Annotated in this window: 12 protein-coding genes; 9 read left to right on the top strand and 3 right to left on the bottom strand. The window is 72.2% G+C overall.

Annotated elements, in window-relative coordinates; all coding sequences use genetic code 11:
• Positions 1–75 precede the first annotated feature (75 nt).
• Positions 76–708, top strand: a complete 633-nt coding sequence (gene upp / locus SM450_RS01095; RefSeq protein WP_474617746.1) for a uracil phosphoribosyltransferase — start codon at positions 76–78, stop codon at positions 706–708.
• Positions 709–758: 50 nt separating this feature from the next.
• Entirely contained in the window at positions 759–1,439 is a 681-nt protein-coding gene (locus SM450_RS01100) for a GOLPH3/VPS74 family protein (RefSeq protein WP_474617747.1), read from the top strand.
• 84 nt (positions 1,440–1,523) lie between these two features.
• Here the strand turns inward: SM450_RS01100 and SM450_RS01105 are convergent, their stop codons facing one another.
• Positions 1,524–3,188, bottom strand: a complete 1,665-nt coding sequence (locus tag SM450_RS01105) for a phospho-sugar mutase (RefSeq protein ID WP_474617748.1) — start codon at positions 3,186–3,188, stop codon at positions 1,524–1,526.
• Between the two features lie 46 nt (positions 3,189–3,234).
• Positions 3,235–5,238, bottom strand: a complete 2,004-nt coding sequence (locus tag SM450_RS01110) for a serine/threonine-protein kinase (protein WP_474617749.1) — start codon at positions 5,236–5,238, stop codon at positions 3,235–3,237.
• A gap of 203 nt (positions 5,239–5,441) precedes the next feature.
• On the opposite strand from SM450_RS01110, the gene SM450_RS01115 reads away from it, so the two are divergent.
• The 5 genes from SM450_RS01115 (at position 5,442) to SM450_RS01135 (ending at position 12,163) form a co-directional block, all read left to right on the top strand.
• Positions 5,442–7,025 (top strand): acyl-CoA mutase large subunit family protein, encoded by a 1,584-nt coding sequence (locus tag SM450_RS01115; protein ID WP_474617750.1) that lies wholly within the window; start codon positions 5,442–5,444, stop codon positions 7,023–7,025.
• A gap of 488 nt (positions 7,026–7,513) precedes the next feature.
• On the top strand, positions 7,514–8,806 hold the full coding sequence (locus SM450_RS01120) for an amidohydrolase (protein WP_474617751.1): 1,293 nt from the start codon (positions 7,514–7,516) through the stop codon (positions 8,804–8,806).
• The gene (locus SM450_RS01125) at positions 8,803–9,606 is read left to right on the top strand and encodes a histone deacetylase (protein WP_474617752.1); all 804 of its coding nucleotides are present in this window, start codon (positions 8,803–8,805) and stop codon (positions 9,604–9,606) included. The genes SM450_RS01120 and SM450_RS01125 overlap by 4 nt, the downstream gene beginning before the upstream one ends.
• Positions 9,607–9,689: 83 nt before the next feature.
• The gene (locus SM450_RS01130; protein WP_474617753.1) at positions 9,690–10,730 is read left to right on the top strand and encodes an N-formylglutamate amidohydrolase; all 1,041 of its coding nucleotides are present in this window, start codon (positions 9,690–9,692) and stop codon (positions 10,728–10,730) included.
• 47 nt (positions 10,731–10,777) lie between these two features.
• Positions 10,778–12,163 carry a glutamate-cysteine ligase family protein gene (locus SM450_RS01135; protein ID WP_474617754.1) on the top strand — a complete coding sequence of 462 codons (1,386 nt, stop codon included), beginning with the start codon at positions 10,778–10,780 and terminating at the stop codon, positions 12,161–12,163.
• Here the strand turns inward: SM450_RS01135 and SM450_RS01140 are convergent.
• Positions 12,160–12,873, bottom strand: a complete 714-nt coding sequence (locus tag SM450_RS01140) for a hypothetical protein (RefSeq protein WP_474617755.1) — start codon at positions 12,871–12,873, stop codon at positions 12,160–12,162. The two genes, SM450_RS01135 and SM450_RS01140, sit on opposite strands and share 4 nt — an antisense overlap.
• Positions 12,874–13,076: 203 nt before the next feature.
• Between SM450_RS01140 and SM450_RS01145 the strand changes: the two genes are divergently transcribed.
• Together SM450_RS01145 and SM450_RS01150 are read left to right on the top strand one after the other, a co-directional pair.
• Positions 13,077–13,709 carry an MBL fold metallo-hydrolase gene (locus tag SM450_RS01145; protein ID WP_474617756.1) on the top strand — a complete coding sequence of 211 codons (633 nt, stop codon included), beginning with the start codon at positions 13,077–13,079 and terminating at the stop codon, positions 13,707–13,709.
• Positions 13,702–14,709: a hypothetical protein gene (locus SM450_RS01150; protein ID WP_474617757.1), complete on the top strand. Its 1,008-nt coding sequence runs from the start codon at positions 13,702–13,704 to the stop codon at positions 14,707–14,709. The genes SM450_RS01145 and SM450_RS01150 overlap by 8 nt, the downstream gene beginning before the upstream one ends.
• Positions 14,710–14,711: the final 2 nt, after the last annotated feature.

The following is a 14,711-nucleotide window of genomic DNA, read 5'->3' on the forward strand; positions in this document are numbered from 1 at the left end:
ACCTGTGGTGAGCGGCGTCGCTGGCCGGGCCGCACCCCCCGTGCGTCGGGCCGGGGACCGGTAGGTTGAGCGATCGTGGACGTACACGTCATTGACCATCCGCTCGCCCAGACGCGGCTGACCGCCATGCGGGACGCCCGGACCGACTCCGCGTCGTTCCGGGCCGCACTGCGCGAACTCACCACCATGCTGGTGTACGAGGCCGCGCGCTCCTTCCCGGTCGAGAACTACCCGATCCAGACCCCGGTCACCGCCTCCGAGGGCACCCGGCTCGCCAACCCGCCGCTGCTGGTGCCGGTGCTGCGGGCCGGGCTCGGCATGGCCGACGCCGCGCTCGGCCTGGTGCCCGAGTCGTCGATGGGCTTCGTGGGCCTGGCCCGCGACGAGGAGACGTACGAGCCGCGGGCGTACATGGAGTCGCTGCCCCGGGACCTGACCGGCCTGCCGGTGCTGGTGCTCGACCCGATGCTTGCCACCGGCGGCTCGCTTGAGCACTGCTGCCGGCTGCTCGCCGACCGCGGATGCACCGACATCACCGTGCTCTGCGTGCTGGCCGCCCCGGTCGGCATCGCCCGGCTGGAGCGCAGCGGGCTGCCGCTGCGCCTGGTCACCGCGTCCATCGACGAGGGCCTGAACGACAAGATGTTCATCGTCCCCGGCCTGGGCGACGCCGGCGACCGCCAGTTCGGCGGCATGCCCCGCTTCTGACCACGGCAAGTCGGTGCGCGGGATGCGGGAAGGCGCTAGCGTTCCGGGCCATGACTGGTGTTGCGCTGGCCGAGGAGCTGCTGCTCCTCGCGTATGACGACGAAACCGGCAAGGCCGCCATGCCGCGGATCAGCCTGGACCTGGGCATGGCCGCCGCGGTGCTGGTCGAGCTGGCCCTGGCCGGCCGGGTCGCGTACGCCGACGGGAACCTGACGGCGGTCGACCCGGCGCCGACCGGCGAGCCGATCGCGGACGCGGTGCTCGCCAAGATCGCCGCGGACACCCCGCACACGCCGTCGTCGTGGGTGCAGCGGCTGCGGCACGGCCTGCGCGACCGGATCCTCGGCGACCTCTGCGAACGGGGCGTGGTCCGGGACGTGGACGAGACCGAGCTGGGCTTCATCCACGTGCACCGCTACCCGGTGACGGACGCCTCGGTCGAGGCGGACATCCGGCGGCGGCTGGCCGAGGCGCTCACGAGCGGGCAGCTCCCGGACGAGCGGACCGCCGCGCTCGCCACGCTTGTCGCGGTGCTGCGGATGGAGCCGGCGCTCGGGCTCACCGGGGCCGACGCGGACGACGCCGGCAAGCGCCTGGCGGAGATCGCGACGGGCGCCGGCTTCTCCGGCACGGTGAGCCTGGACGACAGCGTGGTACGCCCCTCGGTCAGCCTGGTGATAGCCGCCCTGGCCCAGGCGGTGGACGCCGCCCTCGGCAAGCGCCAGGTGTAAGGAGGGGCCCCTTATTAACGCATTCGGTAGAGGCGGGGGCCCTTCTTAACACTCGAGTGTTAAGAAGGGCCCCCGCCTTACACCTCAGAGGGCCAGGGCGGCGGCGATCTCGGTGCGCAGCTCGGTGACGGCGGCCCGGGCCCGCTGCCGGGCCGCGTGGACGTCGCCGCCGGTCACCGGCTCCACCACCTCCAGATACGCCTTGAGCTTCGGCTCGGTGCCGGAGGGCCGGATGACCACCCGGGCGGCGTCGGTGCGCAGGGTCACCACGTCGGCGTCGGGGAGCCTGTCGGACGCCTCGGTGACCTGATGCCCGAGCAGCGTGGTCGGCGTGACCGCCCGGATCCGCGCCATCGCTTCCGTGATCACCCGCAGGTCCTCCACCCGCACCGAGAGCTGGTCGGTGTGGTGCACGCCGAACTCGGCGTCCAGATCGTCGAGGCGGTCGGTGAGCGTACGACCCTCGGCCTTGAGCCCGGCGGCCAGCTCGGCGACGGTGAGCGCGGCGGTGATGCCGTCCTTGTCCCGGACGTGCTCCGGCGCCACGCAGTAACCGAGCGCCTCCTCGTAGCCGTAGACAAGCGGCTCGTGCCCACCGCCGGCCCGGACGATCCACTTGAACCCGGTAAGCGTCTCGTCGTAGGGCAACCCTCGTGCCGTGGCCATGGCCCGCAGCAGCGAGGAGGAGACGATGGTGGTGGCGTAGAGGCCGGTCACCCCGCGCCGCATCAGGTGGTCGGCGAGCAGCGCGCCCACCTCGTCGCCGCGCAGCATCCGCCAGGACCCGCCGTCGCGTACGACGACGGCGCAGCGGTCCGCGTCCGGGTCGTTGGCGATCGCCAGGTCCGCGCCGGTGCGGTCGGCCAACGCGACAAGCAGGTCCACCGCGCCCGGCTCCTCCGGGTTGGGGAAGGCGACGGTCGGGAACGCCGGGTCCGGCTCGGCCTGCTCGGGCACCACGCCGGGCACGCCGAAGCCGGCCCGGGCGAACGCGGCGGTCAGCACCGCCGCGCCCACCCCGTGCAGCGGGGTGTACGCCACCCGCAGGTCCCGCGGTCCGGCCGGGTCGACCACCGCGGCGGCCCGGTCCACGTACGCGGCTACCACGTCGTCGCCGAGCACCTGGCCGGGCGGGCCGAGCGGCACCTGCGCCAGCGGGCCGACCGCCCGGATGGCCGCCTCGATGCCGGCGTCGGCAGGTGGCACGATCTGTGCGCCCGCGCCCAGCTCACCGCCGAGCCGCGCGCCCAGGTAGACCTTGTAGCCGTTGTCCTGCGGCGGGTTGTGGCTGGCGGTGACCATCACCCCGGCGACGCCGCCGAGTTGCCGCACCGCGAACGCCAGCACCGGTGTGGGCAGCGGGCGGGGCAGCAGCAGCGCGGGCCGGCCGGCGCCGGTGGCCACCTGCGCGGTGCGCGCGGCGAACGCCTGCGAGCCGCGCCGGGCGTCGTACCCGATCACCAGCGGTCCCTCGCCGCCCTGGGCGGCGAGCCAGCCGACCAGCCCGGCGGCGGCCTGGGTGACCACGGCGAGGTTCATCCCGTTGGGCCCGGCGCGCAGCGGGCCGCGCAGCCCGGCGGTGCCGAAGGTCAGCGGGCCGGCGAAGCGGTCGGCCAGCTCGGCGGCCGTGCCGGGCAGCCCGTCGAGGACGGCGCGAAGCTCGTCCCGGTCGGCCGGGTCGGGGTCGTCGGCGAGCCAGCGCTCGGCTCGCGCGCGAAGGTCGTCAAGGTCAGTGGTGTCCGCCGCCATGGCCTCTTGATAGCACGGCGGCGGATCACCGCCGGTCGGCCTCGACTCAGTTGGCCGCCGTGAGCTGGAACGAACCGGCCATCGCGTCGAAGATCGGCTTGCTCTCGGCGAAGGTCGCCTCGCTTGAGGTGAGGTAGAACGAGTAGACCTTGTCGCCCTGCACCACGCCGCGCCACACCCCGTGCCGCTTGGTGTCACCGTCGCCGCAGGTGTATTCGAACTCGGCCGCCGGCTTGCCGGCAAGCGTCGTCTCCGTCATCGCGAGCTGCTGGTAGGGCTTGGCGCACGACTTGCTCTTGTCGCGCAGGTTGCGCGAGGCGAACTCGGCCCAGCTGACCGACGTGCCGCCCCAGTCCTCGGCGAGCAGGCGCACCTTACGGCCGCTGTCCTGCGGGTCGACGAAGTCGACGAAGACGCCACCGGTCTTGCGGTCCCACCCCTTCGGCACCTGGACCGTGATGCCCTTGGTGGTCTGCTCCTGCATGTCCACCGGCGGGGCGGCGGCCGAGTTCGACGGCAGCGCGCCGACGATCGGTGGGGGAGCGTCGTCGCCGCCGCTCGTCAGTGCGATCACGCTCACCAGCAGCACCACGGCCAGGCCGCCGGCGGCGGCGAGCTGCACCTTGCGGGGCAATGCCCTGACCTTGCCGAGCAGGCCGCGGGCACCCCCGCCGTTGGCCGGCGCGGTGGCCGGCGTGGTCCACGGCTGGCCGGTGCCCGGCACCGACCACTGGTTGCCGCCGCCGTACACCGGTTGGGTGGCGTCGACGCCACCGCCGTAGGTGGCCGGTTTGGTGGTGGGGACGTGCTGCGTGGCGTCCGCGCCGCCGCCCTGGTTGAACCGGACTGTGGAATCCGGCGAGATGCGTTGGGTCGCCTCGGCCGCGTCCGGCCCGGACATCGCGCCGGTGGGCGTGTGCAGCGGCCCGGCCAGCGCGTCGGCGCTTGTCTCGTCGAGCGCCGCGGCGCCCGTGGCCGGCTTCGCGGCGGGACGCTCGCCGCGGCGCAGGGCGGCGAGCCGGTCGGTGAGCGACTCGCCCGGTTCGATCATCGCCCGGCCGCCGATCTGGCCGCCCGGCTTCGGCTCCGCCACGATCGCCGGCGGGGTGGTCGGGCGCGGCACCGGCACCACCGCGTACGGGTCGGTGACCGAGTTGACCGCGGTGGCGGTGCTTGTCAGCGGCCCGGCGAGCAGCTCACGCAGCATGGCCCGGGCGCGGTGCACGTCGAGGCGGCGGGCCGGGTCCTTCTCCAGCAGGCCCATCAGGACGCCGGTGAGGGCGCCGCTGCGCTGCGGCGTGGCGGGCGGGTCCTCGACCACGGCGTGCATGGTCTCGATCGGGTCGCCCTTGTCGAACGGCGGCCGGCCCTCGACCGCCGTGTAGAGCGTCACGCCGAGTGAGAACAGGTCGCTGGGTGGCCCAAACTCCTGGCCCATGGCCCGCTCGGGGGAGATGAAGTGCGGCGAGCCGAGCACCATCCCGGGCGTGGTGAGCTGCACGTCGGTGGGCATCCGGGCGACGCCGAAGTCGGTGAGCACGCAGCGGCCGTCGGCGCAGATCAGCACGTTGGCCGGCTTGACGTCGCGGTGCAGCACGCTGAGCGCGTGGGCCACCTCCAGCGCGCCGAGCAGGGCAATGCCGATCTTGGCGACCGCGCGGGGCGCGACCGGCCCGTCCTCGATCACCATGTCGGCCAGGCTGCGGGCGTCAAGCAGCTCCATCACGATCCACGGCCGGCCGCCCTCGGTCACCACGTCGTAGACCTGCACCACGGCCGGGTGCTGGATGGCGGCGGCGGCGCGGGCCTCGCGGAGCGTCCGTTCGTAGAGCGCGTCCCGGTCGCTGGGGGCGAGCCCGGGCGGGAGGACGACTTCCTTGACCGCCACGTCACGGCGCAGCAGGGTGTCTGTGGCCCGCCATACCGTACCCATGCCGCCGTTGCCCACAGGCGAGCGCAACGAGTAGCGACCACCGATGGTGGTGCCGGGCGCCGCGCGTCCAGTGGGGGGACTGGCCGGTCCACCGCTCCACGTCGGAATCTGAGTCACAGAAAAGCCACCGGGGGATATCGAGGGGGCTGGGACACAACCCCTCTATCTTGCTGGTTCCGACGCCCGATGCGAAACCCGACGCGGCGGGCGTTTATCTACTCGACGGTATGTGGGCAGCTACTCACCTCCGGTGGGTCGCCGCTTCCCGGTGTGCGGTATCACTCACCCCTGCGGCGGCAACCGCGTCCTACCATCCGGTAATGAGCGATGCGCGGTCAAGCGAGTCGGGTTTTCCGATCAGGGGCGTCTACACGGCGGCCGACCTTCCGGCGGATCTGGAGCCCCGGCTGGGCGAGCCGGGCGACTATCCGTACACCCGCGGGGTCTATCCGACGATGTACACGTCCCGCCCGTGGACCATGCGGCAGTACGCCGGCTTCGGCACTGCCGCCGAGAGCAACGCGCGCTACCACCAGTTGCTCCGCGCCGGCACCATGGGCCTGTCCGTCGCCTTCGACCTGCCCACCCAGATGGGGTACGACTCGGACGACCCGATCGCGCACGGCGAGGTGGGCAAGGTCGGCGTCGCGATCGACTCCATCGAGGACATGCGCACGCTGTTCGGCGACATTCCGCTGGACAAGGTCTCCACCTCGATGACCATCAACGCGCCGGGCTCGGTGCTGCTGCTGCTCTACCAGCTCGTGGCGGAGGAGACCGGGGTGCCGGGGGAGGCGCTCAACGGGACCATCCAGAACGACATCCTCAAGGAGTACATCGCCCGGGGGACGTACATCTTCCCGCCGAAGCCCTCGCTGCGGCTGGTCGCCGACACCTTCGCCTACTGCCGGGCCGAGGTGCCGAAGTGGAACACCATCTCGATCTCCGGCTACCACATGGCCGAGGCCGGTGCCACGCCCGCGCAGGAGATCGCGTTCACCCTGGCCAACGGCGTGGAGTACGTCCGCGCGGCGCTCGCGGCCGGGCTGGCCGTGGACGACTTCGCGCCCCGGTTGTCGTTCTTCTTCGTGGCCCGCACCACGCTGCTGGAGGAGGTCGCCAAGTTCCGCGCCGCCCGCCGCATCTGGGCCCGCCTGATGCGCGACGAGTTCGGCGCGAAGAACCCGAAGTCGATGATGCTGCGGTTCCACACCCAGACCGCGGGCGTGCAGCTCACCGCGCAGCAGCCGGAGGTCAACCTGGTCCGGGTGGCGGTGCAGGGGCTGGGCGCGGTGCTCGGCGGCACCCAGTCGCTGCACACCAACAGCTTCGACGAGGCGATCGCGCTGCCCACCGAGAAGGCGGCCCGGCTGGCGTTGCGTACCCAGCAGGTGCTTGCGTACGAGACGGATCTCACCGCCACCGTCGACCCGTTCGCCGGCTCGTACGTGGTGGAGGCGATGACCGACGAGTTGGAGGCGGCGATCACCGGGCTGATGGACCGGGTCTTCGATCACGGCTCGGCGGTGGACGCGATCGAGGCCGGTTTCCAGAAGCGCGAGATCGAGCAGTCCGCGTACCGGATCGCCCAGGAGATCGACGTGGGCGAGCGGGTGGTGGTCGGGCTGAACCGGTTCCGGATCGACGAGGAGGAGCCGTACGAGCCGCTGCGGGTGGACCCGACGATCGAGGCGGCCCAGGCGGAGCGGCTGGCCAAGCTGCGCGCCGATCGCGACGCGGGCGCGGTCGAGCGGGCGCTGGCCGAGCTGCGCGCCGCGGCCGAGGGCGACGCCAACGTGCTCTATCCGATGAAGGAGGCGTTGCGGGCCCGGGCCACCGTCGGTGAGGTGTGCGGCACGCTGCGCGAGGTGTGGGGCGTGCATCGCCCGAGCGACCGGTTCTGACACGTACGACATCGGCCCACGCCGGCGGCCCTCCGGGTGCCCCGGCGTGGGCCGCCGTCGCGTCTGCGGCCGGGTGTGCGATTTGTCAACGCGGGTAACCCGATCGGGTGAGCGGAACGGACAGCCTGTGTGGGCGGCTGGCCGGCGATCATGTCACCGTCGGGCGTCGGTGGGTGACCGACCGCTGTCGGGGACCTGTCCGAGCGATGGTTGACTGCCGCGACTAATGCGACAATTCGGAACGGCGGCCAGCTATTTGATGTTCGACGAGTCGGTTACGCGTTGTAGGAGGTGGGGGCCAGATGACGGCGTCTGACCGCGATCTACCTGCTGTCCCGCAGATATTCGAACGCTCCCACCAGGGCATTCGTGACGCTGTGCGGTCCGACCGCTACGGGAAAGAGGTTGCGCAGCGTTACCGTCGGGGGTCTAGGCTGTCTGCTGTTCTACCCGATGATCCAACCCTCTCCAGTGATCGAGAATTCGACGTGACGAGTGCGCTGACGCTGCCTTCGGACGGCCTCCCGACGGCGTCCCGGCCGGACGCGCGGCCCGGGAGGACGCCGCTGCCGCATGGCGCGGACGAGGTGCTGACCCGGAACATGCCCGGCCTGGTCGCCGTCCGTCGACACCTCCACGCGCACCCCGAGCTGTCGGGCCAGGAGTTCCAGACCACCGCGCTTGTGGCCGAGCGCCTGACCGGGCTCGGTCTGGTCCCACGGCTGCTGCCGAAGGGGAACGGCCTGTTCTGCGACATCGTCGGTGCGGCCGACGGGCCGCTTGTGGCCTTCCGGGCGGACCTCGACGCGCTTCCGCTGCCCGACAGCAAGGCGGTGGACTACCGGTCCACCGTGCCCGGGGTCTGCCACGCCTGCGGCCACGACGTGCACACCACAGTGCTGCTCGGCCTCGCTCCGGTGCTCGTCCAACTCGCCGAGCGCGGCGCGTTGCCGGGCCGGGTCCGCCTGATCTTCCAGCCCGCGGAGGAGACCGTGCCCTCCGGCGCGCCCGAGGTCATCGCCGCCGGCGCGCTTGACGGCGTCTCCTCGATCTTCGCGCTGCACTGCGCGCCGCAGTTCCCGGTGGGCACGGTGGCGGTCCGGTCGGGTCCGCTGACCGCTGCCTCGGCCGCCCTCGATATCCGCGTGCGCGGCGGCGGCGGGCACACCGCTCGTCCGCACCTCACCACGCACGTCGTCGACCTCCTGGGACGGATCATCGTGGGTCTTCCGGGGCTGCTCGCCCACCGGATGGATCCGCGTCGGCCGGTCTCGCTCATCTGGGGCGCGGTCAATGCGGGCGCGGCCGCCAACACGATCCCCGCGGAGGGGGCGGTGCGGGGCACGGTGCGCAGCCTCAGCCGCGAGGCGTGGCACGAGGCCGGCACGCTGATCACGAATCTGGTGCCGGACCTGGTCGCCGGGTCGGGAGCGGACGTCGAGGTCGACTACGTCGAGGGCTTCCCGCCGGTGATCAACGATCACCAGGCGACGGCGCTCATCGCCTCGGCCGCCACCCGCGCCCTCGGCGTCGACCAGGTGCTGGAGGCGCCGGTGAGCATGGGCGGCGAGGACTTCTCCTTCTATCTGGAGCAGGTGCCGGGCGCGATGATCCGGCTGGGGGTCACCGCGCCGGACGACACCGATCCGCACGACACCCATCAGCCCGGCTTCGACGTCGACGAACGGGCGATCGAGTGCGGTGTCCGGGTGATGGCGCACACCGCGCTTGCCGCGCTCGCCGATTCCGGGCGGGAGCCGGGGAACGGGACTCCGCGGTGAGCGGCGGGCCGTCGACCGAGCCCGACGGTCGCGGCGAACTCCAAGACCAGGTGGCGAGCGTCGTCTCGGAGCTCACCCCCGGCCCGGCGACCGTCCGCCCCACCCACATCTGGTACGTCTGCTACGGCTCGAACATGAGCCTGAACCGGCTCAACTACTACCTGCTTGGTGGTCGCCCGCCCGCGGGCACGCTGACGTACCCCGGTTGCCGGGACAAGACCCCGCCGAGCGGGAGCCGCCCGCTGCGGCTGCCGGGCACCATCTACTTCGCCCTGGAGGCGGTGGCCTGGACCGGCGGGATGGCCTTCTACGACCACGGCCGCCCCGGGGACACGCCGGCTCGGGGATACCAGCTCACCGTGTCGCAGTTCTCCGACATCCTGGCCCAGGAGATGAACCTGGAGCCGGGCGACGACGTCGACCTCACCGACGTGCTCGACCAGGGGCGACTGACCCTCGGGCCGGGCTGCTACCAGACCCTCCTTCACCTGGGTGACATCGACGGTGTTCCCGCCTTCACCTTCACCTCCCCGTGGTGCAGTGACGAGGTCGAGCATCGCAAGCCCGCCGCGATCTACCTGCGGCACCTGGCCGCCGGTCTGGTGGAGGCCCACGGCTGGGGCGTCGCCGAGGTCGCCACCTATCTCGGCAGCCGGCCGGGAGCGGCCGGGCACTGGTTGCCCGACGAACTGCTGACGCTCTTCGCCGACCTCTGCCCGGAGGCCACGGGACCGCCCCGGATCAATCCCGTCCGGCATCTCGGGGCGATGCCGGCGCCTCTCGGCGTGGTCACGGGCTGATCGACCACCCACCCCACCCTGCTTCCGCCGGTGCCCGACAAGCGGTGCGCGCCGATCGGGCGACATATCGAGGAGGAATGGCCATGCACCTCAGCGCGACGATGGCCGACCTGGAACGCAGCAGCCTGTTCCTGGGTCACCAGCGCCAGCACTCCTGCACGGACTGCGGCCATTCATACCTGGACTCGCACCTCGGGCCGGTGGGGGAGCACTTCCGGCGGTTGCGGGTGGGCGGTGGGACGATCGTCGCCAACACCGACGAGCCGCTGCGGGAGCTGCACATCGTGCCGCACGGTGGCACCGAGCTGCCGGCCGACCTGCTCTCCGCGGTCGACCCGGCCGACTACCCGGGGCTGGCCCGGTTGGTGCACGAGAACGTCGACCTGGGTACGGCCGCGATCTACCGGCACCTGGTCGACGACATCGTCGCCGGGCGGGCCCGGGGCGTGGCGGTGGCCGGGTTCCACCTGTCGCGCCTGCTGCTTGACGCGAACCGGCACCTCGTCGACGAGCAACTGCCGCCGGCACCGTACGTCGGCTCGGCGGATCTCTACCGGGAATACCTGCTCAGCGAGGGGGGCCGGCTTCGGGTCGAGGCCCTTCTGCCCTGGTTGGCGGCGGTCGACGACGTGCTGCGCGAGATCGGTGGGGCGGGCAAGGTCTACCACCACCACACCTACGACGTCTATTCGATGAGCCCCCGGCCCTGGGACCGTGGCTTCACCGAGAAGCGTCCGGCGTTCCAGCTCATCTGGCGGCGTGCGCCGCTGAGCCCGATGGATGTGGACCCCGCCGAGACCGACCCGGGGCTGGCCCCGGTCGAGGACATCGAGGACGTCCAGGCGACCATCCGCGACTTCCTGGAACAGGAGATCGGTGTCGGCAACGGCACCGGACAGATCGACTACCCGCTCCTGCTGCCGGTGCTGCCGTTCCGCGGGACCAGGGTCGGCGACCCGCCGGGCGCTCCTCGGCACCTCGTCTACGACCTGCGCAAAGACCTGCTCGCGACCGAGCAGCACATTCATTCCTGGGTCGTCGTCGCACCGTGGCGTTTCCGGGATTCGTCCGGGCCGACGGTAGGGTTGGCGGAAGGTTACGCGCCTCCGGCGAAGATCAGCTGAGCCCTGCTCGGCGCCGTCGGGAGAGCGACCGGGAGCGGGAGTGACCCATGAGCCAGGGCTTGGTGCCACACGACGAGCCACAGCTGAAGATTCCCGACCTCGTCGGGTGGTTCCGGCCGGCCGGCCGGCACGGCCACCGGATCGGGCTTGAGGTCGAGTGCGGTCTGGTCCGCCCGGACACCGGGCGGTCCGTCTCGTACGACGAGCCGGAGGGCACCCGGGCCCTGTTGGAGGCGCTCCTCGACGGGTTGGGGGGCGACCCGATCCACGAGGGTGGCGCGCTCGTCGGCCTGTCGCTCCCGGACGGCGCCGCGCTGACCCTGGAGATGGCCGGCGCGATCGAATACTCGTCGGCGCCCCGGGCGTCGGTGAGCGAGAGCGTGGCCGCGGCCCGCCGGCGCCTGGTCGAGGTGGCGCGGGTCGCCGAGCCGTTGCGGCTCCGCCTGCTGACCGGTGCGCACCTGCCCTTCGACGACCCGGCCGGGATCAGTTGGACGCCCAAGGAACGGACCCGCATCATGCGTCGCTGGTTCGCCCAGTTGGGCGACGGCGGTCGGCTGGGTGACCAGGTCATGGGGTTGACGCTGTCGACCCAGGTGAGCCTGGACGCGCTCGACGAGGCCGAATACGTGGAGAAGCTCCGGATGCTGCTCGGGGTTTCGCCTTTCCTCGCCGCGCTCCTGGCGAACGCGCCGGCGCTCGCCGGGCCGCACCTGGACGACGGGCTCGTCTCCCGGCGGATGGCCTACTGGCGTCGGATCGATCCGGCCCGGTGCCAGCACCTCGCCTCCCGCCTGTATGCCGTGACGGATCTGGCGGAGCTGGTCGAGGTGCTGTGCGACCTGCCGATGATCTACCGACGCTCCGACGACGGGTACGTGCCGGGCGGCGCCCACAGTTTCCGCGAGTCGCTGCGGGACGGCTTCGGGGACGGAAGCCGTCCCACGATCGCCGACTGGCGGACCCACCTGGGGCAGGTGTGGCCCTCGATCCGGCCGCGCCGGACGCTTGAGACCCGGCTGCCGGACGGCCAGGCATGGGATCAGCTCGCGCTCGTCCCGGCGCTCTTCGTCGGTCTCGCCGAGGAGCCGACGGTCCGGCGGTCGGCGCTCGACGTGGTGTCGGAGTTCCGGACCGATGCGCTGGACCTGATCGCGGTCAAGGCCGCACAGGGCGGCCCGGACGGGATCAGCCCGCAGATTCGCGAGGTGGCCGGGCACCTCGTGCATCTGGCCGAGAAGGGCCTCGCCGCGCGGGTCTCCCGTGGGCTGGAGCATCCGGACATCGTGACGTCGCTGGAGCCGGCCTTCCACAGTGCCGCCACCGGCCGGCCGCCGGCCGACGCGATCGTCGCCAGGTGGACGAACGACTGGGCCGAGCGGCCGGACCGGTACGTGGCGGCGCTTGGCGTCCCGACGGAGCAGACCGGCTAGGACGGCTGCGGATTGGCGTTGGCGAGCCGCCACAACTCGCGGAAGTGGTGCTCGAAGGCAGCCGCGACCCCGGCGTCGCGGATGCTGAAGCCGCGCAACTCCCCGCGGTCGTCCACGGCGAAGCCGAGAAAGACCACCACGGAGTCGATGACCGCGAAGTTCTCGCCCTCCAGTTCCATCCCGGGCGGATAACGCAGGATCTTGACGTGGTAATTCTCGATCTTGCTGGCCAGGTCGACCTGCTCGTCGACCCACTGCTGGATGTCGGGACTGCTGTGTGGCAGGCGGATCACCCGGTGCAGGGAGCGCTTGCCAGGTGTCTTCCGCGCCCAGCGGATGGTGCCTGTGTAATAGCGGCGGGACTCCTCCGTCTGTTGCCCGGGGGCGGTGTCGTGCGAGAACACGGCGTAGACGGATTTCGAACTGCGGGAAATGGCGTGCAGGGCCTCGCCGTAGAAGGCAGACGAGGAATCGTACGTGCGCAGCGGCGCCCCGGTGGCGATGGTGAGGACCCGTCGCCGGGTGATGTCGAGCCACCGGAGAAAGACGAGCATGGTCAGGAAAATGAGGGGAATCGTCCAGTCTTTGTTCGTCATGAAGTGGAAGATGTTGTCCGCGAGGCTGACCCCGAGCGCCCCGGTGAGCGCGACCGTGATCAGCCTGGACTCAAGTTCCTCGATCCGGGACTGCCCGGTCTCGTCGTTGTTCAACGGAACTCCCTTCCGCCGGAATCCCCGTACGACGCACAGTCCTTAGTGGTGCGACAAGTATCTCATGGTGGTGCGCGTCCGGCCCGGCCCGGAAAGGTCACGGAGTCCGCGGGATTCCCATTAACGTCCGACGTCACGCGCGGTCGCGACTCGTCCGGCAGACTGCGGTGAGGACGGCACGATTAGACGATCGAGGAGCCACCATGCAACTCACCAAGTACACCCACTCCTGCCTCCGGCTGGAGCACGACGGGGGAGTGCTGGTCGTCGACCCCGGGGTGTTCAGCGAGACGTCCGAGGCGCTGGACGGGGTGGACGCGGTGCTTGTCACCCACGAACATCAGGACCACCTGGACGTCGCCGCGCTGACCCGCGCGCTGGAGCGGCGACAGGTGCCGGTGCACGGCCCCGCCTCGCTCGCCGGCGTGCTCGGTGACGCCGCCGAGACGCTCGTCCCGGTCGGGCCGGGAGAGTCGTTCACCGCCGCCGGGGTGCCGGTGCGCGCGTACGGGGGCCAGCACGCCGTCATCCATCCGGACATCCCGGTGATCCAGAACCTGGGCTATCTCCTCGCCGACGTGGTCTACCACCCGGGCGACGCGCTGTTCGTCCCCGACGACGTCCAGGTGGACACGCTGTTCGCGCCGATACACGCGCCCTGGTCGAAGTTCTCCGAGGTGGTCGACTTCATCCGCGCGGTCGCCCCGCGGCGGGCCTACGCGCTGCACGACGGGCTGCTCAACGCCAACGGCTTCGGCGTGCTCGACCGGCAGTACACCGCGTTGTCGAAGACCGACTACCGCCGTCTGGAGCCGGGCACCCGGATCGATGCCTGACGTACCGGTCGAGGTGGTCCGGCGGCTCTACGCCACCCCGCCGGAGAAGTTCGTCGAGGCCCGCGACGCCGCCGTGGCGCAGGCGCGTCAGGCCGGCGACCCGCGTACCGCCCGGGAGATCGGCCGGCTACGCCGGCCCACCGTCGCGGCCTGGCTCGTCAACCTGCTCGCGATCAGGCGACCCGAGCTGGTCGCCGACCTGACCCAGCTCGCCGAGTCGCTCCGCGCGGCGCAGCGCGACCTGCGCGGCGGGAAGCTGCGGGAGCTCTCCGCCCAGCGCCGCGCCGTCGTGGGCGCGCTTGTCGCCGAGGTCCGCCGGCTGGCCGCCGCCGAGCCCGCCGCGCCGCCGGCCGGGAAGCTGCCGCTGGGCGAGGTGGAGGCCACGCTCAACGCCGCGCTCTCCGACACCGAGGTGGCCGAGCAGGTACGCGCCGGCCGGCTGCTGCGGTCCAGCCACTACGCCGGATTCGGCGAGGTGCCCCGCCCCCAGCTCCGGCTGGTGACCGAGCACGAGGGGAAGGCCGGCGTACCGGATCGGGCCGGGAAGTCCGGCGTACCGGCTGGGGCGGTCGGGTCCGGCGTACCGGCTGAGGCGGTCGGGTCCGGCGTACCGGACAGGGCGGTCGAGCGGGCCGAGGCGCGCCGGGCCCGCGACGAGCGGGCGGCGCGGGCCGAACGGGCCGGGCGGCGGCGGACCGCGACACGCGAGCTGGCGAAGGCCCACGCGGACCTGGACCGGGCCCAGGCGGAGCTGGCCGGCGCGGACACGGCCGAGCGGGACGGCGCCGCGACGCTGGACCGGATCGAGACCGAGCTGGCCGAGCTGGAACGCCGCCGGGCCGTGGCCGAGCAGGAGCTGAGCCGGGCCAAGCTGGCCCGCCGGGGCGCGGAACGGGCGCTCACCGCCGCCCGGCGGCGGGCCGGCGAGGTGGAGGCCGTGTTGGAGGCGCTCGACGCCGAAGAGGGGGATGCCGAAGCCGGTGACGACCGGGCAGACTGACC

Source organism: Micromonospora marincola (assembly GCF_056150385.1).

Bases quoted from the DNA above. Each gene is read 5' to 3' on its own strand.
- SM450_RS01100 (WP_474617747.1), top strand. From the start codon at position 759: ATGACTGGTGTTGCGCTGGCCGAGGAGCTGCTGCTCCTCGCGTATGAC.
- SM450_RS01105 (WP_474617748.1), bottom strand. From the start codon at position 3,188: ATGGCGGCGGACACCACTGACCTTGACGACCTTCGCGCGCGAGCCGAG.
- SM450_RS01115 (WP_474617750.1), top strand. From the start codon at position 5,442: ATGAGCGATGCGCGGTCAAGCGAGTCGGGTTTTCCGATCAGGGGCGTC.
- SM450_RS01130 (WP_474617753.1), top strand. From the start codon at position 9,690: ATGCACCTCAGCGCGACGATGGCCGACCTGGAACGCAGCAGCCTGTTC.
- SM450_RS01135 (WP_474617754.1), top strand. From the start codon at position 10,778: ATGAGCCAGGGCTTGGTGCCACACGACGAGCCACAGCTGAAGATTCCC.
- SM450_RS01145 (WP_474617756.1), top strand. From the start codon at position 13,077: ATGCAACTCACCAAGTACACCCACTCCTGCCTCCGGCTGGAGCACGAC.
- SM450_RS01150 (WP_474617757.1), top strand. From the start codon at position 13,702: ATGCCTGACGTACCGGTCGAGGTGGTCCGGCGGCTCTACGCCACCCCG.